We start from the raw sequence: 21054 nt of genomic DNA, 5'->3' as shown, positions 1-21054 counted from the left end.
CGACAGGGCGGCGTCCCCACTCGGCGGTCAGGGCGTCACGGTCACCCGGTGGGGTGCGACGGGGAGGGCGCCGGGGTGGTCGCCCCGACCCAGCGGTTCCAGCAGGGCCAGCGGCTCGCAGGTGAGGTCGACCGTCCGGCTCCCGCCGTGGCGGGCCTGGTCGATCACGGCGAGCTCCCACGCGACCACCGAGCCCAGGTGCGCCACCCGGTCGCCCACCTCGGCCTGCACGGTCCGTGCGAACTCGGCCCCTTCGCGGTCCGCGTACTGCTGGGGCGGACGGGCGGCCCAGTGGAGCCGGAACAGCCGCTCCACCTCGTCGCGGCCCAGCTCGAGGCGGAGCAGTCGCAGGGTCAGGGGCAACGCACTGACGGCCAGCCCGCGCCGCACCGCCCGTACCAGGTCCTGCATGACGGCGATGCGGTCACGCTCGTCGTCGTCGCCGTCGTCGCCGGCCGGTGCATCGGGTCGGTCGGTGACCCGGGCCGCGAGGACCCGTTCGCGCTCGCGCTCGTGGACGCCGGCGGGCGGGTCGGCCCCGATCCGACGGGTCCGTCGTTCCTGCTCCCCGCCTCGGGCCCCGCGGCCGACTCCGGGACGACGCAGGTCCCACAGGTCGTGGAGACGACCCAGCTGGCCCCGCACCTCCCTGGTGGTGAACCCGCCGACGTGGAAGTACTCGGGCATGATCTCGAACGTGATCGCCCGCAGGCCGGGCAGGCGGGGCACCAGGTCCGCCGCGATGGCGAGCAGTTCGGGGTCGACCAGCCCGTCGTGGGCGTCCAGCCACACCCCGTCACGCTGCTCGCCGGCCGCGAGGTGCAGTTCCCAGACCCGGTCCAGGGGCAGGTCGTCGAACAGGTCGTCGAGTGGCTGGCGACCGTTGCGGGCGTTGCACCAGACGTTGTGGAGGTCGAGGAGGATGCCACAGTCCGCAGCCTCGGCGACGCGCCGCCAGAACACGCCGTCGGCCAGGTCGCCCGGGGTCTCTGGCAGGTAGTTCACGCCGGTCTCGAAGGCGAAGGGGCGATCGAGTCGGGCCCGGACGTCCCGGATCGTCCCGGCGACGTGCTCGGCTCCCGCGGCGGTCTGGGGCGGTGGCAGCAGCAGCCCCGTCCAGTCGGTCCCGTCGGCGTCGTCGACCGCGGTGAAGCTGAGGTGCTCGCTGACCCAGGGTGCGTCGACCCGGTCCGCGAACGCGGCGAGGTTGGCCAGGTCGTCCACGGGGGGTGGGGCACTTCCACCGACCGGGCACCCCACCCCGTGGACGAGGGCAGGGCGATGGTCCACCCCGGCGGCCGCGACGACGGCCTCGACCCGCTCGCCGACGCCGCCACCCTTCCGGTCGCCGAACCAGAACGTCTGTGGCTCGATCTCGACGTAGTCGAGCAGCCCGTTCCCGGCCGCGAGCAGTGGCTCGAGACCGGGGACGAAGATCGCGCCCACGCCGAGCGCAGGCAGCGTGGTCACTGGGCCAGCACTTCCAGGTCCTTGGTGACCCGGAAGCGGTCCTCGAGTCCCCACCTGATGTCGTAGCCACTGGTGCAGCCACCACAGCCGAGCCGGTCCAGGATCGAGGCCTGGACCTTGGTGAAGGTGTCGAGGTCGTGGGCCACCCTGGCCGGCAGGCTCACGTGGATCGTCGTGCTGGTCGCGCGTTCGAAGCGTTCTGGCATGGTCGTGCCCCTGGTCGATGCTCGCGGGCACCGTCGAGGCGCCCGGAGGACCTGGCGGCCCTCCACCACGGGAGGGCCATCGCGCATGGGCTGATACCCACGGGGGGGCCGAGCACGGTCGAACCTGACGTCGACATCGAGTTCCCGGGGTGCTTGCTGCAGCTAGCGTCGCTTCGGACGCCGACCAGGACGCCGCCGTGAGCATGCAGGAGATCCACGACGCCATCGCCGCCGACGCCGACGGCGACACCCTCGCGGGCCTGGAGCTGCCCGACACGATGCGGGCCGCCGTGGTGCGCAAGTCCGAGGTCGGGATGTTCGACGGGCTCGACACCCGTGACAAGGACCCGCGCGAGTCGCTCCACGTCGACGAGGTCCCGATCCCACCGCTCGGCCCCAACGAGGTGCTGATCGCGCCGATGGCGTCGGCGATCAACTTCAACACGGTGTGGACGTCGATCTTCGAGCCCGTGTCCACCTTCGGTTTCCTCGAGCGCTTCGCGCGTGAGGGAGATCTCGGTGCACGTCACGACCTTCCCTACCACATCGTCGGCTCGGACGCGGCGGGCGTGGTCCTGCGTACGGGGCCGGGCGTGACCCGCTGGCGGCCCGGGGACCGGGTCACCGTCCACTGCAACTACGTCGACATGGAGGGTCCGGAGGGCCACGACGACTCGATGCTGGACAGCTCCCAGCGCATCTGGGGGTTCGAGACCAACTTCGGGGCGCTCGCCGAGGTGTCGATGGTCAAGGCCAACCAGCTGATGCCCATGCCGACCCACCTCACGTGGGAGGAGGCGGGGTCACTCGGCCTGGTGATGGCGACCTCGTACCGGATGCTGGTCGGCCAGAACGAGGCCCGCATGAAGCAGGGCGACATCGTGCTCGTGTGGGGTGCCACGGGCGGACTGGGTGGGTTCGCCACCCAGTTCGTCCTCAACGGTGGCGGCATCCCGGTGTGCGTCGTGTCGTCACCCGAGAAGGTGGCGCTGCTGCACGACCTGGGTGTGGAGCACGTCATCGACCGCAGAGCCGAGGGCTACGCCTTCTGGACCGACGACGGCGAGCCCGACTTCGACGAGTACCGCCGCTTCGGCAGCCGGATCCGCGAACTCGTCGGGGCGGACCCCGACATCGTCTTCGAGCACCCGGGCCGGGCGACGTTCGGCGCCAGCGTGTTCGTGGCCCGCAAGGGGGGCACGATCGTCACCTGCGCCTCCACGACCGGCTACGAGCACCGCTACGACAACCGGTACCTGTGGATGAACCTCAAGAACATCCTCGGCTCGCACTTCGCGAACTACAACGAGGCATGGGAGGCCAACCGGCTGGTCGCCCGCGGAATGATCCACCCGATCCTTTCGGCCACCCACCCGCTTCACGAGGTCGGCGAGGCGGCCCACCAGGTGCACCACAACCTCCACACCGGCAAGGTCGGCATCCTGGTCGGGGCGGCCGAGGAGGGCCTGGGCGTGCGCGACCACGACCTGCGCGCCGCCCATCGCGACGACATCGACCACTGGAAGACCCTGGCCTGACTCGGGCGCACCCCGCCGGGCGGGCGTGCACGTCGCGCTAGCCGAAGACGGGGATGATCGTCTGGAGCCAGATCGTGGCGGCCAGGGGCACCAGGGCGGTCGCCCAGGTCCGGCCGGCCTGCACGGCGGCGCCCATGCACAACGCCAGCGTGCCGGCCGTGGCCGCCCCCGCCAGACGGGGGAGCAGCGGTCCGCCCAGCAGGAACCCGCCCTGCACGATCCACAGCGCCGCAGCGACGATCGCCGGGGTCAGGATCGCGGCGCGGGTGGCGGCCAGCCCGGGCGGGACCAGCCGGTCCGCCAGGAGCACGGTCACGGCCAAGGCCACGCCCACGGCGAGGCCACGACTGAACGGTTGGTCGTAGGCCAGCGAGAAGAGCAGTTGCAGCACCGCGGCGGCGGCGGCGAAGCCCATCCCGTAGGTCCGCAGGCCGGCCGTGACCGACATGTCGGGTGAGCGGAAGGCGTGCGCTGCCCGGCGGGCGACCAGCACGACCAGCAGGAAGCTTCCCAGCGCGGCGACGACCAGCAGGGTCATCTGGGCGATGCCCTCGGGGCTGACCGGGATCACGGCCAGTCGACCGAAGGCGGCACGGTCCAGCGGCAGGCCGGCGGCCAGGGAACTGAGGATGCCCGCGGCGACGATCGGCAGGCCCAACAGGGCCGACCGGCCGACGTCGCCGGCGTCCAGCGGCGCCGGTGTCGCACTGGTCTCGCCACGCTGGCGGGCCAGCCACGTCGGCCACCCGATCATCACCACGATCGCCAGGACGACCGTGACGATGGTGCCGACCAGGCCGTCGGGCCATCCGGGCACCAGGCGCAGCAGGCCGACGACGCCGGCACCGACGACCACCCCGGCCGGGGCCAGGACGACGTCACTGAAGGCTGCCTCGCGCGAGATCCACATGGCGGGCGACGCTACCAGCGCGGGGTGGGCACCCCACGCCGTGGAGGACCCGGTCGGTCCGGGCCGGCCAGCCCGTCTGGCTACCCTCGCGAGCCGGGTTTCGCCGGGCGATCCGCCCCTTGCGACCCGACCCGATCCGACCGACCCGATCCGACCCGGAGGCGCCGTGGGCACCGTGCAGGCATCGCTGGTCGTCATCGGGGACGAGATCCTCGACGGCCACGTCGCCGACGCCAACACCGGGGTGCTGGCCCGTGCGCTGGCACGTCATGGCGTGGCCCTGCAACGCACCCACACGGTGGGCGACGACCCGGACGCCATCGCCGAGGCCGTCCACGCCGAACTGGCGCGCTCCCGGCCGCGCCTGCTGGTCACCTCCGGCGGGATCGGGTCGACGCCGGACGACATCACCTTCACGGCGGTCGCGGCCGCGCTGGACCGGCCGGTGGAGCGCAACGACGTGGTGGCCGCGCGACTCGAGGCCTCGCTGGACCGCCAGCGCGACCTCGGCATCCCGATCGGCCCCGACGTCGTCGAGCCGATGATGCGCATGGCCGACCTGCCGGTCGGCGCACGGCTGTTGGCGGACGTCTCCGGATGGGTGCCTGCGGTGGTCGTGGACCTCGACGGCGGGGTCGCCGCCGACGGGGTGACCGTCGCGATCCTGCCCGGTGTGCCGGGCGCCTTCGCCCACATCGTGGACGAGGGGCTGGTGCCGATTGTCGCGGGCCGCAACCCGGTGCCCGAGGTCGTGGAGGTCACGCACGGGCTGCCGGAGTCGTTGCTCAACCCGGTCTTCGCGGTCGTGGGCCGCGACTTCCCCGACGTCAAGCTGGGCTCGTACCCCGGTCGTCCCATGCTGGTGCGCCTGACCGGGCCCGGCGACCGTGCCCGCGCGGCCGCCGATCGCGTGGCCACCCACCTCGAGGACCTGCTCGCGACGGACGGCGGGCGTCGACTCGCCCGCCAGTGGGGCGGACGTGAGGACGTGGCGACCCGCTCGAGTGACCAGGCGATGGCGGCCCGCACCGACGACGATCCCGAGGAGGAGGACCTGTGAGCGACGTCACGCCACGCCTGCTGTTCGTCCATGCCCATCCCGACGACGAGTCCTCCAAGGGCTCCCCGACCGCGGCGGCCCATGCCCGACGTGGTGACCGGGTGGTCCTGGTGTGCTGCACCGACGGCTCGGCCGGGGACGTGCTGAACCCGTCCCACCCGCCCGTGGACCCCGCCGACATGCCGGCCCTGCGCGAGCGCGAGCTCGCCGCGGCCGTCGAGATCATCGGCTTCGACGCCGTCCACGAGCTGGGCTTCGTCGACTCGGGGCTGCCCGAGGATCCCGCCGACGTCCCCGCGGGCTGCTTCGCCGACCTGTCGGTGGAGGAGACCGCGGCGTCGCTGGCCGACGTGCTGCGGGCGGAACGGCCCCACGTGGTCGTGACCTATCCGCCCGACGGTGGCTACCCGCACCCGGACCACATCCGCGTGTACACCGTGACGATGCGGGCGCTCGAACTGGCGGCCGAGGACGGTGACGAGCCCGGCTGGACCGTGCCCCGCACCGTCTTCGGGACCGGCTTCCCCCGGGCGCGGACCCAGGCGATCCACGAGGCCCTGGTCGCACGCGGCATCGAGTCGCCGTTCGCCGGGTGGCTGGAGGAGCGCGGCGAGCGCGACGCCGACACCGAGCCGGACATCGTCGTGGACGTGCGGGAGTTCTTCGACGTCCGGGACGACGCCCTGCGGGCCCATGCCTCCCAGGTCGACCCGGACGGGCGCTGGTTCAACATCCCGCGCGAGGTCGAGGTGGAGTGCTTCCCGTGGGAGACCTACGTGATCCTCGACGGTGAGCCTGCACCCGAGGACGCCACCGACCTGTTCGCCGGGATCGACCTCGCCGACTAGACCGACAGATCCTGGTCCGGCGAGTCCTGGTCCGGCGAGTCCTCGTGCGGCACGTCGTGGTCGTCGGGCGACGCACCGTCGCGGCGCTCCAGCATCGCCTCGACCTCCTCGAGGATCCGCTCGACGGCCAGGCCCACCAGCTGGCCGTCGCGCTCGAACTCGACCTGGGCTGCCCGGCGGGCGAGGACCACCTGGGTGGGGATGACGACCAGTGCCGCGACCACGCCGGCGAGCATCGACACGCCCAGCTCACGCGCGAGCCCGGTGGCCGACACCACCAGGACCGTGCCCAGCCCGGTCGCCCCGACGACCGCCACCAGCGGCCAGGCCCAGAACCGGACGAGCTCGACCAGTGGGAGCCGGATGGGGTCCGGGGGTTCGGCGTGGGTGAGGCGGTCCACCTCGCGGGCGGTGGTCCAGTTGCGTCGACGGTGCCGGGCGGCGCGGGCCCACGACGCCTCGCGGTGCAGCCAGGCCGGGCGACGAGGACGAGGTCGGTCGCCGGACGGGCCGGTCGGGGCGCCGATCGGTCAGCCCCGAGGTGGGGGCAGGTGGTCGGACAGGTACAGCAGCACGTCCTTGCGTGCCGCCGGCACCGTCCGGGTCATCATCACCGGCGTGGTCGGGTGGGTCAGCACGACCCGGCCGTCCCCGGTCACCGCCAGGTGGTCGTGGGTGACGTCGTCGCCCCGGGGGTGCCGCGCGACCAGGGGCAGGTCCGCCCCGGGACGGACCCGGCCAAGCACGTGGCCCGCGTCGACGTCGACGAAGTTGGCCGTGTCCGCACCGTCGGCCACCACGAAGTCGTGGGTGTCGAGCGTGCCGTCGAAGGTGAAGTCGATCTCGGGCCGGACCCGGACCTTGACGAGGTTGCCGAGCATGTCGACGTCGAAACGGACCCGGTCGTCGCGGAAGCGACGCGTGCCCAGGAACCGACGCAGGCCGTCGACGGCGAAGGCGCGGGACTCCGGCAGGCCCGGCAGGCCGCACTCGACGGCGATGCCCGAGACGTCGGGGGGCATGGACTCCATGAGGGTGTTGACCCCCAGGTCCCAGCGCAGGACCGTCGTGGTGAACAGCGTGGCCACGTTGACGTCGCGGGCGTCGTCGGTCGTCACGATCGCGTAGAACGGGTTGTTGCCGGTGTTGTTGTGGATGTCGACGATCGCCTCGAGGTCGGCCTCGAGCAAGTGGTCGTGGATCGCCGCGGCGGCCGCCCGCTGCGGCGAGTCGATGTCCAGTCCCCAGACCCGGTTGAAGTCCTCCTGGCCGTCCAGGAAGCGGTGGGCGAACCCACCGTCGGCGACCGCGGCCGGGACGTTGCCGATGACCAGGTAGAGGTCGAACGCCCGCACCGCGGGTCGACGCAGCACGGCCAGTGCCGCCTCCAGACCGGTCGACTCGTCCCCGTGCAGCAGGCACGCGAACGCCCGAGGTGGGCGCATCCCCGCACCGGGGACGCGGACCAGGGTGGGGACCTCCAGCGCGCGGGCGAACTGCAGGGGGGACAGCGACAGCAGGTCCGCGTCGAGCCCGTCGGGCAGGAAGCGGTGGGTGGGCGTGCCCAGCGCGGTGGTGTTGAGTCCGGTGTCCATGGGGACGAGAGTCTAGGGCGAAGGACCCGCGGGACCCTGCGCGCGTCGCGCGGAGTCAACCGGGGGAGTCTGCGACGAGGAGGTGGTTGACTTGCCTCCGGCGGGCTGATGAGGTGGCGAACGGCGTGCCGGTGATCGTCGACCGACCACGAGAATCGGCGGGTCCTCGTCGACCGCGGTGGAAGGGTGGCCGTGCGGATCAGCGAATCCTCCCGCGTCGGAGGTGTCGGTCTGCTGGCACTCGTGGCCACCTACGGGATCGGGCGACAGGCGTACGGCCTGTTCGTACCGATCTTCCGCGCCGAGTTCGACCTGTCCCTCGACGTGCTGGGGTTCTACGCCAGTGCCGCCCAGGCGGGATACCTGGTCGCCACCGTCGTCACCGGCGTCGTGACGTCCCGTCTCGGGCCCCGCATTCCGGTCGTGGCCGGGTGCCTGCTGTTGGCAGGCGGCGCGATGCTGACCGCCGTTGCGTCGGACCCGACGCTGCTCGTGGTGGGGATCGTCGCCGCAGGCACGAGTGCCGGCGGTGCCTGGGGGCCGTTCTCGGACGCGGTCGACCTCCAGGTCCCGAAGTCCGGGAGCCGGCGTGCCCTTGCGTTGGTGAACGCGGGTTCACCGGTCGGCCTGGTGGTCGCCGGCGGCCTCGTCCTGGTGGCGGGAGACCGGTGGCGTCCGGTGTGGTGGGCGTTCGCCGCGATGGGGCTGCTCGCCGCCGTGGTGGCCTGGCGCGTGTTGACCCCACGTGTCGAGGGTCCGGTCTTCGACCACGGTCCGCCTGACCCGCGGTGGTTCCTCAACCCTCGGTCGGCGCGACTGTTCGTCGTGGCACTCGGCGCATCGATCACGTCTGGTGCCTACTTCGCCTACGCGCCCGACACGGCCCAGGACGCTGGCCTGCCCGCATGGACGGGGGCGGCGATGTGGACCGTCCTGGGCCTCGCCGGGGCCGCGGCGGGGGCCCACGGCGGCGGGATCGCCGACCGGTACGGGCTGCGCTGGCCGCTCGCGGCGATGCTCGCGGTCCTCGCCGGATCGACCCTGGTGCCTCTCGTGGCGCCCACGTCCCTGGCCGCGGCCCTGGCGTCGGCCGCCCTGTTCGGCGTGGGGTTCACCACGGGGTTCGCCCTGGTGGTCATGTGGAGCGACCGGGTCTTCCGCGAGGGCCCCACCGCCGGGTTCACGCTTGCGATCGTGTTCATCGCCGCCGGGTTCATCGTCGGACCGAGCCTGTTCGGCCTGGTGGTCACCCGCGTCGATCGGTCCCCGGCCCTGCTGGCCGCGGCCGCCCCGGCCCTGCTGGTCGCCGCGGTGCCCCCCTCCAGCATCGATCGCCTCGGATCGCACGGTCACCATGGGCACGACGAGGCCGGCTCCGGCTGACGACGCCAGGTCCCCCGGCGAACGGGGCGCCGAGTGCGCGGGTCACCTCGCTCGTCCCGTCACACGCCATCGGGTGTCAGCGGAGGACGAGGGTGTGGTTCACGCTCGACCACGGCACGTCCAGCCGCCGCATCCCGCGCAGTGAGGCGTTGGTGCTCGACGTCGTCCAGCACCAGTCGAACACGTTGGTGGGCAGCCAGGTGAACAGGTCGCCGGCCCACTGGAGCCCGGTGTTGGTCTCGCCGTACCAGAAGTACTTGGCGCCGTTGGACGCGCCGCCCCGGACGGTCACGGTGCCACCCGGCGGGATCTCCCACCACCCCTGCTTCGCCCAGTTCTCGCCGTCACAGTTCGGGAAGTGGTACGCGAAGGCGAACCAGATCCGCGCGTTGCCGTCGTTTCGCACGTAGACCGCCATGTCAGTCCTCCTCGGTCAGGCTGCGGGGTGGCGGGAACGGGTCGTCGTCATCGTGGTGTTCGCCCGACGACTGGTGCACGACCCCCGGGGAGTGGACCTCCGCGGTGAGGCTGGCCGTCCGGCCGTCGCGGTCGGTCGTCGGGCTCACGCCCTCGTCGGCCGGCATGGGCCCGAGTGCCTCGACCTCGTCGGCATCGAGGGTCCGGTACAGGTCGTCCTGGTCGGGCATCTGACCGTCCTTGTCCGCAGTGAACCTGGGGCTCCCGCGTGGGGAGCCCGGCGGGCCGCTGGTCCCCCGTGGATCTGCGACCCGCCGGACCACGACTCTCGCACAGGGGCCCCACGTCTGTCAATAGCCATTGTCATACAGGGCTGGCCCCTCCAGGGGCTGACCCCGGTCACCGTCGTCACGCCTGGACCCAGGCGCAGGTTCGGGGAAGAGGATGACACCCGCGCAGCGCCGGATGGCGCCAGCCGGTGCCACGAGGCTCGACAGTGGTCGAGAGCGGCCACCCTCTCCTCGTCACCGCGCTGGACTTCGGTGCCGTGATGGTGGAGGCTTGCGGGATGTCGGAACCCTCACGTGTGGCGGATGCCTTCGAACCCTCGCGCAACGGGCTCGTCGGACGGACGGCGGAGCTCGCCGTGATCGCGCGAGCGGTGGGCGAGCTCGTGGGCGGGCAGGCATCGGTGCTCGTGCTCGACGGCGAAGCCGGCATCGGCAAGACCCGTCTCGTGCAATGCATCGTCGACGAGGCGCGGTCGCATGGCGTGACCGTCTTCCGGGGCGGGGCCCACCCCTTCGAGCGCACCCGCCCGTTCGGCGTGATCGCCTCGGCGCTGGGCCTCGACCGTCGGTCAGGAGACGCCCGCAGGGCGGCAGTCGGCGCGCTCCTGACGGGCGAATCGGCAGGGCTGATCGAGGACGTCCAGTACCGGATCGTCGAGGAGATCGTCGACCTGGTGGAGGCGTCGTCCGCCGACCGTCCCGTGCTGCTGGTCGCGGAGGACCTGCAGTGGGCGGACCGTGCCAGCCTGTGGACGATCCTGTCCATCGTCCGACAGCTGACGCTGGCGGCCATCCTCGTCGTGGTCTCGTCCCGCCCCTCGCCGCTGCCGGCCGAGGTCGCCAGGCTGGTCGATGACCTGGTGGCCCACGGCGCACGAACCCTGCAACCCCAACCGCTGGAGCCTGAGGACCTGGCCGCGCTCGCCGGGACCCTCGTGGGGGCGCCGCCCGGGCCACGGCTGGCCGAGATGCTGGCCACGACCGGCGGCAACCCGCTGTGGGCCGTGGCGCTCCTGCGCTCGCTCGCCGACGGGGGGATGCTGCACCGCGTCGGGGAACGCGTCGAGCCGACCACCTTCGAGCTGCCGGATTCCCTGGCTGACCTCGTCGTCCGCCGGCTCCGCTACCTGCCGACGACGACACTCGAGTTGCTCGAGGTCACGGCGGTCCTCGGCGATGCGGTCTCGCTGCGTGACGTCGCCGCCGTCAGCCGGCGGTCACCGCCCGAGGTGGTCGGGCAGCTGCGCGAGGCCTTCGAGGCCCGGCTCCTCGAGGAGGTCGGCGACCGGGTGGTGTTCCGGCACCAGCTCGTGCACGACGCCGTGTACCAGCACGTGCCGCCACCCTCGCGCCGGCTGCTGCACCGGGAGGCGGCGGAGGCGCTCATGGCTGCGGGCGCCGATCACCTCGACGTGGCCCACCACCTGATGCTCGGATCGGAGCGGGGTGACGAGCAGGCCATGGCCTGGCTGCGTGAGGCTGCCCGCGAGGCATCGCCGCGGTCGCCGGCGGTGGGCCTCGAGCTCGTTCGTCGAGTCGAGTCGCTGCTGCCGGAGGGTCATCGCGACGCCGACCGGGTGGCCACCGAGGTGGTGCAGGCCCTGCTGCGTGCCGGCGAGGTTGCCGAGGCGTCCACACGCGCAGAGGCGGTGCTCGCCAGGCCGCACCCCGACGAGGTGGACACGCCGTTGCGGCTCGGGCTCCTTGCCGCGCTGGCCCTCCAGAACCGGGGCGCGGAACTGATCGCCCTCGTGGAGACCAGCCTGGCCAGTGCCCGGCTTCGGCCCTCCGAACGGGCGTGGATGCTGGCCCAGCGGAGTTGGGCCCTGACGTACGGGGACGATCCCCGGGCAGGTGAGTCGGCCGCCGCCCGGGCGCTGGCCATCGCCGAGCAGTCGGGCGAAGCCGCGATGACGGTCTGGGCCTCGACGGCGCTGCTCGTCGCGGTGGGGAGGCAGGGCCGCTTCGACGAGGCGCTGGCGCACGCCCGGCGCGCCGCCGCGGTGGCCGCGGCGGCGCACGACATGACGTCGCTGCCGCTGCAGCCGACGTTCATGCTCGGCCTGGCACTGGTGGACTGCGACCTGATCTCGGAGGCGCGGGCCGCGTTCCGGCAGACGCTCGAGGGCGAGTTCGGGTCGGGCTGGTGGCTCTCCGACACGTTGATGGCCGACGCCCAGGCCGCGTTCGTGCTCGGGGAGTGGGACGACGCGCTGCCGGGGCTGATCGCGGGCGGCCAGGCCGCCGAGGAGAAGGGCAACCCGCTCCTGACCACGCAGTCGCTGGCCTACCGGACGATCATCGCGACGGGGACCGGCGACCTCCGTGCGGCCCACGAACTGGCTGCCCCGCTCACCGCGGCGCTGCAGGCCGACCAGCTCGCCTACAACGCGGGGATCCTGGCGTTCGCCGTGGCCGGGCTGCGCGCGGCCGAGGGTGACCCGGACGTCGCCTACGGGGTGTTGCTGCGGTGCTGGCGGTTCGACGCCGGGCGGGACAACCGCTACTACCACCGCTGCCTGGCCCCCGACCTGGTCCGCCTCGCGCGTGCGCTCGGCCACCGTGACGTCGCCGCCGAGGTGGCCGACACCGTCGAGGCTGGCGTCGCCCTGGCACCCGAGGTGCCGACCGTGCGCAGCCTCGCGCTGCGGTGCCGAGGCCTGGTCGACGACGAGGTCGAGCCGCTGCTCGAGGCGGTCGCGCTGGCCCGCGGTACGCCGCTCCTCCTCGAGCACACCGGTGCATGCGAGGACGCGGCCACGGTGCTGGCCCGGGACGGTCGGCGGGCCGAGGCCGCGGACCTGCTGTCGGAGGCCCTGGAGCGCCACGAGCAGGCCGGCGCCGACGCCTGGGCGCGACGCGTCCGGGCACGGCTGCGGGACCTCGGCGCCCGGCCAGCGGTGCGCGGCCCGCGGCAGCGCCCGACCCGCGGCTGGGACAGCCTCACCCCGACCGAGAAGACCGTGTCGAAGCTCGTCGCCGAGGGGCTCACCAACGGTGCTGTCGCCAAGCGGCTGTACGTCTCGCCGCACACGGTGAACACGCACCTCCGGCACGTCTTCGCGAAGCTGGATGTCACCAACCGGGTGGCGCTCGCCGCCGAGGTACATCGCGCGAACGAGTGATGTCTCCGCCGTCCACCGGGAGCACGCTCGTGCCTCACACATCCGCTCGTGGACGGAGAGGCAGTGACAGGACCAGGAACAGTCGAGGGGAACAAGGACGTCGTCCGGCGGTTCATCAAGGAGGTGCTGGATGCCGGTGAGCTCGATCGCATGGACGACCTGCTCGCACCCGACTACGTGAACCGGGCGTTCGACACCGACCTGACCACCTTCAAGGGGATGATCGCCGCGCTGGTGGCCGCGCTGCCGGATCGTCGCTACGACATCGAGGAGTTGGTCGCCGAGGGCGACGCGGTCGTCGCGCGCTTCGCGGGCGAGATGAGCGACGGGGCTGGCACGCAGATCTCCCTTCGCGGCCTCACCTACTACCGCCTGGCCGACGGGAAGATCGTCGAGGACGACCCGTTCTCGACACCCGACCTCGCAGAACAGATCGGTGCGCTCGTCGCGCCGGCATCTGCCTGAAGGAGCACGACCATGTCCAATGCTGACACGCTTCGACGGGTCTTCGCCCTGATGGACGCCCACGACCTGGCGCCGATCCGCGACCTGCTCGCCCCGGGGTTCACCGCCGTCATCTCGGGCGGCCCACCGATGACCGCCGACGAGTGGGAGGGGATGGGCCAGATGATGTTCGCCGCCTTCCCCGATGCGACGCACACCATCGACGAGATCATCGAGGTCGATGACCGCGTGGTGCTGCGCGGCCGCTTCGCCGGCACGCACACGGGCGAGTTCATGGGCATGCCGCCGACCGGCAAGCAGGTCTCGATCACCTTCATGAACTTCGATCGCTTCGTCGGCGACAAGCTCGTCGAACACCGCGGGGAGGCCGACATGGTCGGCCTCATGCAGCAACTCGGGGCGATGCCGGCCGCCGCCTAAGCGCCGGACCGCACGAGGACCGCCACCTCGCGACAGACCTCGTGGGACACATGGTCCCGCACGGAAAGGGAGAGAAGATGAAACGACGACTGGCCCTTCTTGGCGCCATCGCGCTGGTGCTGATCAGCCAGGCGGTTGCGGCCACGGCCGACGAACACGACGCACTTCCGGAGCATCCCCACGTGCTGGTCCTCGACGCGCAGGTGGACTTCAGTGGTGAGGAACCGGTCCTGCTCGACGCGCGCAAGTGCGTCGACCTGGCAGGGAACCTGCCGCTGTCGCTGCGTGCACACCACACCAACGTCCACTTCGGGCCGGCGGGGCAGGCGCTGCTCACCGAGGCCGGCCACGTCGTGGCGCCGACGGCGCCGTTCCCCGGCGTCCCGTGGACCGACTGCGAGAGCTTCCTCGCGTTCTTCGGCGTCGACTGACGCCGTCCGCCCTCGGGGTGGATGACGGGTCGACGTCGTGCGGCACGACGCGCCATGAGAGGATGAGCCATGACGATCTTGGGTCTCCTGCTCGTGGTCAACGCGCTGCTGCACGGCGTCGTCGTCGGACGCTTCGGGATCACGGGGAACCGGCCGCCAGCGCTGTTCGGGGTCGCGTACGCAGCGCTGGCGGTCGCCGTCTTCGGCGGATGGACCTACGCGGTGCCCGCCACGCTCATCGTGACGAGCGTCGGTCTCGCCGGCCTCGTCCTCAACTTCCGCAGCTTGCAGCACGATGCGACGGTCGAGAAGGTCATCCTCGTCGTCGGAGTTGCGATCGTTGCCTGTGCCGTCTACCTGCTCATTGCGTGATGGAGCACGGTCCCTGTCCATTGATGGGTCAACGGCCCGAGGTGGGCCAGCTGGCATTGGCCGCAGCCAGCTGACTTGGGCTGGCGGGATCCTCCCGGTCGTGACCGCTTCGTAGCCGGGGTCGGCGTCATCCCGTTCGGGGTCACGGAGTGGACGATCGATCGACACATGAGAGCCGCAGCACCCCCGAGGCTCTCACGCACGGCCGAACTCAGTTGTGCCCCGCGGCTCGAACGGCGTGCTCGAGAGTGGACTGAGCGCTGGCTACGAGAGGGATGGGTCCGGGGCATCGAGGTGGCCCGGATGACCGAGGCTTGGTCGGCGAGCCCCGGCTGGCACGGTCACCCGATGATCACGCCGTCCTCCACCGCGAAGGCGCGCACGTCCAACGCTTTCACCAACGAGGTCGCGCCTGCCGGCACGCGGCGATGTCTCCTCGACAGTGCATCGCGAAGTGGGCAACCGGATCGCTCGGCATGTTGAGTTCGATGTCGAAGCCAGGCCCTTCCCAACGAACCAACTCGGGGTCGCTGTCGTTGATCGTGCCGATGTCGAGGGCGTGGGCGATACGGACGACCGAGGCTCGGTCAAGTTGAAGTGGCGTCGGTTGAAAGTCGCCCGGGATGTCTTTCGGACGGTTCGCGTTGTGGGGGATGTCCTGCACGAAGACGTCCCAGCTCACGTCAGTCCCAATGGCCCGGTCGTTGGCCATGCTAGGTGCGAGGGGATTCCGCGCGTGCCGGCAAAGTGGACAGAGCGGTGGATCTCGACACTTCGGACGCCGTTCTCGATCCCCCTGGCGAACTGTGGGATATCCGCGAGTATGGGTGCTGCCTCGCGGTCAGTCGCTGACCGGGTTGAGGACCACGTCTCCTTCAAGCGAGACGGACGCGACGGCGCCTGTGGCGCTGGACCAGGTGATGAATCCCCCCGCGAAGTTGCTGCGCCGGCGGTCTCCGTCCTGGAACTCGTCGCTGGTCGGGTACCCGAGGGCGCCACGTTCCCATCTGAGTTGCCCCCACTTGTCGCGAATCGCGCCATGCACCTCATGAGCACCCGTCTCAGGGGACCAGTAGATCGAGCCGTGCTGGCAGTGGATGAAATGGCCGCGGCCATCCGGAGCGACCTTCTCGTCCTCGATCGGGTAGCCGATCCACGAACGCTCCCGCATCCACTTCGGCGATACCTCCCCGTACATCATCATTGCACCGGTTTCTCGCGTCCACACGATGGTGCCGCCCATGAAGTTGCTGTAGCGGCCCCTGCCATCGCCCATGCCGGTCTCGTCTTCGATCGGGTACCGCAGGCTGGAGCGCTCCCAACCCAGCGATGCCCACTTGTCACGGATTGCGCCGTGAACTTCTGCGGCGCCGGTCCCGCTTGTCCAGTAGATGGAGCCACCCCTGAAGTGGTTGTAGCGTCCGATGCCATCGGGCGTTCCCGTTTCGTCGGTAAGAGGCTCTCCGAGGAACCCGTTGGCGCCGCCGAGGCTCGCCCACTTCGCGCCGATCGCGCCGTACACCTTGAAGCCCACGTCGATGACCTTTCGAAGGATTGGTCGAAGTGCCCTTGCGGCATTGACGCCCTTGGACCAGCGCCGGTGGACGAGTCCAATCCCCACGTGACGGCGACGGACGTCTCATCGTTGAACCCTAGGTGCGCAAAGGAGACATCGTCAATAGCTATTTCCGTAGTGGGCCCCTTGGCGGCGTTCTCGACGGGGCAGTCGAGAGCCCGAAGCTCAACGATGGACTGGCCACGGCCCGTCATCGGCGCGGCATCATCCAGCGCGCTCAGCAGGCAGAGGACTCAGTGGCATCTCGACCGTGGGACGCTCGGTTCCTGCCCCCGAGGGTTCGACGCCGCAGCATCGAAGCGATCTGCAGGAACGGATCGCCGGGTGGCAGCCCCCCCTCGATCGCCTCGAGGGGATCACGTCCGCCGACGTGGTGGAGGACGGCCCGGTCGTCGGCCTCGGCAGGCCGCTTCACCATCGACACCGGCATCCAGATCTACTTCTGTGATCCGAAGAGTCCGTGGCAGCGCGGCACCAATGAGAACACCAACGGGCTGCTGCGCCAATACTTCCCCCGCCGTACCGACCTCAAGCCCTACACCCAGGACGACCTCGACGCGGTTGCGGCCGAGCTCAACGGCCGACCGCGCAAGACGCTGGAGTTCATGACACCATCAGAGAAGTTCACCGAGGCTGTTGCAGCGACCCGTTGAATGCGCACCCGTTCCCGTCACTTTGGTGGTCACCGGCAAACCTCGGATAGCCCCAGATATCAGTGGTCATTGCCTCCTTCGTCGGATGGCGCGACTGGGCTGCTCTCGGGTTGGTGAGCCGCCGTTGCGAACACGATGACGTTGTCGTTGTAGTGGCCGGTGTCCCGGTCGAAGGTGCCGCCGCAGGTGACCAGGCGGAGTTCGGATCCGCGGGATTGGCGGTACACGGCGTCGGTGGGAAAGTCGTCCTTGGGCCAACGCTCGACCCGGTCCACGACGAAGACACGCTGTCTGCGATCGGCGTCGTGGACGGTGATCCGATCGCCCGGTCCCAGTTCACCCAGTCGCCAGAACACCGCTGGGCCGACCCGCGAGTCGACATGGCCAGCGATGACGGCCGGGCCGTCCTCACCCGGCTTGGGGCCTCGGACAAACCAGCCCGCTCGGGCAGGATCGTCGGGCACCTCGAGCCGGCCACCTTGGTCCAGGTCGAGGTCGACCAGCGAGGTCTCGACTCCGATTGTCGGAATCTCCACGGTGACAGGTCGTGCCACCGGTACGACTGGCGCTGCTGCTTCACTCCCGTCCGCCAACGTCGACCGCGCGGCAGACGGAGACGTCGCCGGTGACCGGCCGGCGGTGGGGCTGCCGTCAACGGCGGGTCCGGCGGTCGGGTCGCGCCCAGACCGAGACCGCTCCGTGTCGGGAATCGGCGATGGTGGCGCTGGGGTCGTCGCGTGCGGCACGTCGCCCGGCGGTGTGGCCGGAGCGGCTGACACCACCATGGCGGCGGCCAGTGTGGCGATGCCGGCCACGAACAGTGCGGCAGCGACCAGCGGCTGGGCGCTCGTCAGCCGCTGATGGGTGGCGGGCGGGCGAGGGGGCACCCGGTTCAGCCGATGCGGCGGCGCCACGTCAAGGCAGCGGCACCAAGCAACACCAGGCCGACCGCCGACAGCGCGAACACCCAGCCGTTCTGGGTCAGGCCTCCGCCCTGCCCCGTCGCGACCCCACCGGCCGGGACGTCATGGACCAGTTCGACCACGACCCGGGACGGATCGTCGACCACCCCGATGCGGTAGGGCACCTCGTCGTCCAGGCCGATCACGAAGGTGTGGTGGCCCTCGAAGATGCCGTCGTTGACCACCTCGTTGACGATCCCGCCGTCTGGGCCGGCCACGTCGTCCTCGAACGTCACGGCCGTGGCGTCTGGTGGCAAGGCGATGCCGGTCAGCACGACCCGCAGCCCGACGTCCCCGTCGACGTCGATCGGCAGTCCGCTGCCGTCAGACATCGGTTCATCCTCGTAGAGGACGAACCAGCCGGGCTGGCCATCACCGGCGTAGGTGAACGTCACCCGGTCAAACCCGTCGAAGCGTTCGGCCTCGACGTCCACCACGGTCTTGAGGTCGTCGCCAACTGATTCCGCCTGGCTGGGCTCGGTCGTCCCGTCGCCTGACAGCAGGGCCACGTCCTGGGCCGCCGAAGACGTGGCCGACGCGACCAGCATCGCCAAGGCCACGACGGACGCCACCGTCGTGCGAATCGATCGTTGTCCCCGTCCGCTCATGGAGTGCTCCCACCTCGGGTCGACGACAGGCCACGCCAGCCAAGGTGAGACGCCGTGGCCAACCGAACAGCCGCCTTCGACGATGTCGCTGCTGCAGGGAACCCTAATGTTTCGGCCAACCCCCGGCAAGGATCGATCTGCAACGAGATGCCGGGCCGGCGTGAGGCAATCGAACCCACGGGTATTCCCCTCGCCATCAGAGGGTTTCGAGCTGGTCCGCCAAGATCTGGCATCCCGCGGAAGTCCGGGTTCGGCCTGGCGGCTGTGGACGTCGTGTGAGGCAGAACGCGGGGTCCGGCCGGGTCACCGAATTGGTGGCGGCCACGTGGGGCGGGCTTCGTTCAGTCCGCGAGGTCGCGCGGGTGGTCGCGGATGCGGTCGGGCGGCCAGGGCCAGTCGTCCTCCAACCACCTCCGCACCGTTGTCGCCAGCAGGACGTCGAGGTCGGCGTGGTCCTCGCGGACCCAGGTCCGGACCCGGACGTCGGACCCGGGCTGGTCGTCCGGGTAGACGTAGACGCACCCGATGACGTCGGCCCCCTCGGCCGGACCACCCGGCTCCAGCACCGTCCACGTGAACCCCGTGCGTGCGCGGAAGTCGTCCCGGTGCTGCTCGATGTCGCGGAGGTTCTCCTCGGCGGACATCGGGTGGGGCCACGAGGACTCCTCGAAGCCGGGCGTGGCGTGGATGTGGTCGATGGACCCCATCCACGCGTCGTGGTCACGAGCGTTGTGCTCGCGGGCCAGTGGCCGCAGGCGGAACGACGGATGGTCCAGGTCCGTCGCCGGATCGAAGTCGTCCGGGACGAACGGCTCGTCGCCGGACAGGGCCGGGGCGTCGGGCATCAGGACCTCCAGCGGTCGCGGGCCGTCCGGAACGCGCCGTCAGCGGCGCCGCGGCCAGGTGTGGACCGGCTCGTTGGAGGTCATGTGGTCGATGTAGCGATTGGTCAGCGCGACCAACCGCTTCCCGGGGTCCGGCACCTCGTCGGCGAGGTCGGCGAACGTGTCGATCTGCCAGATCGCGCCGTTCATCCGACGCAGGCAACGGTGCTCGATGATCCCGAGGTAGTGGTCCCGGTCACGCCGGTCGACGTTCCAGGCATCCAGCCCGGCGTGCGCGATCGGGAGGAGCGTCCGCAGGATCAGCTCGGGAGCGGGCACCTCGCCCACGCCCGGCCAGTACAGGTTCGATTCCAGCCCGAACTGGGCGCCGGCGCGGAAGTTGGACTGCGCGGCCGAGAACGACAGCTGCGAGCTGATCGGCTTGTCCGCCTCGACCAGGCCACGGATCAGCCCGTAGTAGAACGCGGCGTTGGCCATCGCGTCGACCATGGTCGGCCCGGCCGGCAGGACCCGGTTCTCGACCCGCAGGTGGGGCTTGCCCCGGGCGACCGCGTAGATCGGCCGGTTCCAACGCCAGATCGTGCCGTTGTGGAGGTTGAGCTCGCCGAGGTGGGGGACCCCGCCGCGGTCGAGCTCCTCCAGTGGGTTCTCGTCGTCCAGCAGCGGCAGCAGGGCCGGGAAGAACCGGACGTTCTCGTCGAACAGGTCGGTGACGTCGTTGATCCAGTCCTCGCCGAACCAGACCCGGGGACGCACGCCCTGCGCCTGCAGCTCCTCGGTCCGCGTGTCCACGACCTGCTCGAAGACCGCGATGCGGGTCTCGTGCCACAGCTGGTGACCCAGGAAGAACGGCGAGTTCGCGCCGACCGCGACCTGGGCGCCGGCAATCGCCTGCGCGGCGTTCCAGACGGGCGCGAAGCCCTCCGGCGAGACCTGCAGGTGCAGCTGCGTCGAGGTGGCGGCGGCCTCCCAGATGATCGAGGAGGCCTCGACCCGCAGGTGCTCACGCCCCTCGATGTCGATCAGCACGTGCTCGCCACGGGCGGCCAGGACCTGTTCGTTGAGGGCGCGGTAGCGCGGGGCGTCCGACAGGGTCTGCTCGTCGATGGACAGGTCGTTGAGCGACGGGAGGATGCCGATCATCACCACGTTGGCGTCGATCTCGCCCGCGCGACGCTGCGCGAACGTGAACGAGGTGAGCAGCTCCTCCTCCATCTCGCGGAACACCGTCCCGGACAGCTTGTGCGGGGCGAGGTTGAACTCGATGTTGAACTGGGCGAGTTCGGTCTGGAAGTCCTCGTGGGCCAGCAGGCTGAGCAGCTCGTGGTTGGCGTTGGCCGGGTTGCCCTCGTGGTCGACGACGTAGAACTCCATCTCGAGCCCGGCCAGCTTGCGCTCGCGCTCGAACCGGTCCTGTTCGAGCATCCGGTGCAGGGCGGCGAGGTTCGCCTTGACCTTGTTGCGATAGCGCTGGCGGTCCTCGTTGGTGAAGGAGGTCCGTTCGATCTCCTGGCCCATGGGGACTCCACTCGCTGGGCGCGGGCACCGGCCCGCAGGCACCGGCGGAGCGCCGGCCCGGCCGATGGTAGGCGGGCCACCACGCGGATCCGAAGTGTTTGGCCCCGGCCGCGGACCCCGCCGACGGGTGCCCCGCGTCGTGGGAGCACCCCCGGACGCTGGGCACCGGTCCGGATCGGGCATGAACGTCTTGGCCTGGGCGTGCGTAGTCGATGGTGAGGACCCCGACCAGAGGATCTCGACGATGCGCACGACACCCCCCGCCCCGGCGACCCGCTCCGTGACCCGCCCCCGCGCCCGCATGGCTGCCCTGCTCGCCGCGGGATTGCTGCTCGCCGCCACAGGCCGACCCGGCGGCCGAT

Annotated in this window: 22 protein-coding genes and 1 pseudogene; 10 read left to right on the top strand and 13 right to left on the bottom strand. The window is 71.1% G+C overall.

Translation table 11 applies throughout. The features are described 5' to 3' along the window. Positions 1 to 27 precede the first annotated feature (27 nt). The gene (locus tag KR546_RS14770) at positions 28 to 1470 is read right to left on the bottom strand and encodes an MbnB/TglH/ChrH family RiPP precursor modification enzyme (RefSeq protein ID WP_238445489.1); all 1443 of its coding nucleotides are present in this window, start codon (positions 1468 to 1470) and stop codon (positions 28 to 30) included. Continuing rightward, complete coding sequence (locus KR546_RS14765) at positions 1467 to 1676, bottom strand: hypothetical protein (RefSeq protein ID WP_238445488.1); 210 nt, start codon at positions 1674 to 1676, stop codon at positions 1467 to 1469. The genes KR546_RS14770 and KR546_RS14765 overlap by 4 nt, the downstream gene beginning before the upstream one ends. 203 nt (positions 1677 to 1879) lie before the next feature. On the opposite strand from KR546_RS14765, the gene ccrA reads away from it, so the two are divergent. Then, the gene (gene ccrA / locus KR546_RS14760; RefSeq protein ID WP_238445516.1) at positions 1880 to 3214 is read left to right on the top strand and encodes a crotonyl-CoA carboxylase/reductase; all 1335 of its coding nucleotides are present in this window, start codon (positions 1880 to 1882) and stop codon (positions 3212 to 3214) included. Between the two features lie 37 nt (positions 3215 to 3251). On the opposite strand, the gene KR546_RS14755 is transcribed toward ccrA, so the two are convergent. Then, positions 3252 to 4124 carry a hypothetical protein gene (locus KR546_RS14755; RefSeq protein WP_238445487.1) on the bottom strand — a complete coding sequence of 291 codons (873 nt, stop codon included), beginning with the start codon at positions 4122 to 4124 and terminating at the stop codon, positions 3252 to 3254. 166 nt (positions 4125 to 4290) lie between these two features. Between KR546_RS14755 and KR546_RS14750 the strand changes: the two genes are divergently transcribed. Next, on the top strand, positions 4291 to 5184 hold the full coding sequence (locus KR546_RS14750) for a competence/damage-inducible protein A (RefSeq protein WP_238445486.1): 894 nt from the start codon (positions 4291 to 4293) through the stop codon (positions 5182 to 5184). Next, positions 5181 to 6032 (top strand): PIG-L family deacetylase, encoded by an 852-nt coding sequence (locus KR546_RS14745; RefSeq protein WP_238445485.1) that lies wholly within the window; start codon positions 5181 to 5183, stop codon positions 6030 to 6032. Before KR546_RS14750 ends, KR546_RS14745 begins: the two co-directional genes overlap by 4 nt. Here the strand turns inward: KR546_RS14745 and KR546_RS14740 are convergent. Continuing rightward, entirely contained in the window at positions 6029 to 6433 is a 405-nt protein-coding gene (locus KR546_RS14740; protein WP_238445484.1) for a hypothetical protein, read from the bottom strand. The two genes, KR546_RS14745 and KR546_RS14740, sit on opposite strands and share 4 nt — an antisense overlap. A 129-nt stretch (positions 6434 to 6562) precedes the next feature. Further along, positions 6563 to 7627 (bottom strand): M14 family metallopeptidase, encoded by a 1065-nt coding sequence (locus KR546_RS14735; RefSeq protein ID WP_238445483.1) that lies wholly within the window; start codon positions 7625 to 7627, stop codon positions 6563 to 6565. 192 nt (positions 7628 to 7819) lie between these two features. Here KR546_RS14735 and KR546_RS14730 point away from each other — a divergent pair, with 192 nt between their 5' ends. After that, positions 7820 to 9010, top strand: a complete 1191-nt coding sequence (locus KR546_RS14730) for an MFS transporter (RefSeq protein ID WP_238445482.1) — start codon at positions 7820 to 7822, stop codon at positions 9008 to 9010. Between the two features lie 76 nt (positions 9011 to 9086). Here the strand turns inward: KR546_RS14730 and KR546_RS14725 are convergent, their stop codons facing one another. Then, a complete protein-coding gene (locus KR546_RS14725; RefSeq protein ID WP_238445481.1) occupies positions 9087 to 9428 on the bottom strand; it encodes a DUF1036 domain-containing protein in 342 nt (113 codons plus the stop codon). Position 9429: 1 nt separating this feature from the next. After that, complete coding sequence (locus KR546_RS14720) at positions 9430 to 9657, bottom strand: hypothetical protein (protein ID WP_238445480.1); 228 nt, start codon at positions 9655 to 9657, stop codon at positions 9430 to 9432. Positions 9658 to 9977: 320 nt separating this feature from the next. Between KR546_RS14720 and KR546_RS14715 the strand changes: the two genes are divergently transcribed. The 5 genes from KR546_RS14715 to KR546_RS14695 all read left to right on the top strand — a co-directional run bounded on the left by KR546_RS14715 (position 9978) and on the right by KR546_RS14695 (position 14530). Next, positions 9978 to 12842: a helix-turn-helix transcriptional regulator gene (locus KR546_RS14715; protein WP_338019162.1), complete on the top strand. Its 2865-nt coding sequence runs from the start codon at positions 9978 to 9980 to the stop codon at positions 12840 to 12842. A 63-nt stretch (positions 12843 to 12905) separates the two neighbouring features. Next, positions 12906 to 13307, top strand: a complete 402-nt coding sequence (locus tag KR546_RS14710) for an ester cyclase (protein WP_238445478.1) — start codon at positions 12906 to 12908, stop codon at positions 13305 to 13307. A 12-nt stretch (positions 13308 to 13319) separates the two neighbouring features. Next, positions 13320 to 13727, top strand: a complete 408-nt coding sequence (locus KR546_RS14705) for an ester cyclase (protein ID WP_238445477.1) — start codon at positions 13320 to 13322, stop codon at positions 13725 to 13727. Between the two features lie 77 nt (positions 13728 to 13804). Then, complete coding sequence (locus KR546_RS14700; RefSeq protein WP_238445476.1) at positions 13805 to 14158, top strand: hypothetical protein; 354 nt, start codon at positions 13805 to 13807, stop codon at positions 14156 to 14158. A gap of 69 nt (positions 14159 to 14227) precedes the next feature. Continuing rightward, positions 14228 to 14530, top strand: a complete 303-nt coding sequence (locus KR546_RS14695; RefSeq protein ID WP_238445475.1) for a hypothetical protein — start codon at positions 14228 to 14230, stop codon at positions 14528 to 14530. 394 nt (positions 14531 to 14924) lie between these two features. Here the strand turns inward: KR546_RS14695 and KR546_RS14690 are convergent, their stop codons facing one another. Both KR546_RS14690 and KR546_RS19780 read right to left on the bottom strand, forming a co-directional pair. Next, positions 14925 to 15212 (bottom strand): hypothetical protein, encoded by a 288-nt coding sequence (locus tag KR546_RS14690; RefSeq protein ID WP_238445474.1) that lies wholly within the window; start codon positions 15210 to 15212, stop codon positions 14925 to 14927. 159 nt (positions 15213 to 15371) lie between these two features. Continuing rightward, on the bottom strand, positions 15372 to 16064 hold the full coding sequence (locus tag KR546_RS19780; RefSeq protein ID WP_238445473.1) for an LGFP repeat-containing protein: 693 nt from the start codon (positions 16062 to 16064) through the stop codon (positions 15372 to 15374). A gap of 476 nt (positions 16065 to 16540) precedes the next feature. Here KR546_RS19780 and KR546_RS14680 point away from each other — a divergent pair. After that, positions 16541 to 16759 (top strand): annotated as a pseudogene (locus KR546_RS14680) (IS30 family transposase); the annotation flags it as partial. Positions 16760 to 16818: 59 nt separating this feature from the next. On the opposite strand, the gene KR546_RS14675 reads toward KR546_RS14680, so the two are convergent. From KR546_RS14675 to KR546_RS14660, 4 genes are all read right to left on the bottom strand, one after another. Then, positions 16819 to 17673, bottom strand: coding sequence for a class F sortase (locus tag KR546_RS14675; protein ID WP_238445472.1), 855 nt, complete (start codon positions 17671 to 17673; stop codon positions 16819 to 16821). Next, positions 17652 to 18329, bottom strand: a complete 678-nt coding sequence (locus KR546_RS14670; protein WP_238445471.1) for an AMIN-like domain-containing (lipo)protein — start codon at positions 18327 to 18329, stop codon at positions 17652 to 17654. Before KR546_RS14670 ends, KR546_RS14675 begins: the two co-directional genes overlap by 22 nt. 341 nt (positions 18330 to 18670) lie before the next feature. Continuing rightward, positions 18671 to 19174 (bottom strand): GNAT family N-acetyltransferase, encoded by a 504-nt coding sequence (locus tag KR546_RS14665; RefSeq protein WP_238445470.1) that lies wholly within the window; start codon positions 19172 to 19174, stop codon positions 18671 to 18673. A gap of 39 nt (positions 19175 to 19213) precedes the next feature. Further along, complete coding sequence (locus KR546_RS14660) at positions 19214 to 20692, bottom strand: glutamate-cysteine ligase family protein (RefSeq protein WP_238445469.1); 1479 nt, start codon at positions 20690 to 20692, stop codon at positions 19214 to 19216. Positions 20693 to 21054: the final 362 nt, after the last annotated feature.

Source organism: Salsipaludibacter albus, assembly GCF_019798055.1.
Classification (GTDB): Bacteria; Actinomycetota; Nitriliruptoria; order Nitriliruptorales; family Nitriliruptoraceae; genus Salsipaludibacter; species Salsipaludibacter albus.
This window is presented reverse-complemented; position numbering and strand designations above follow the sequence as displayed.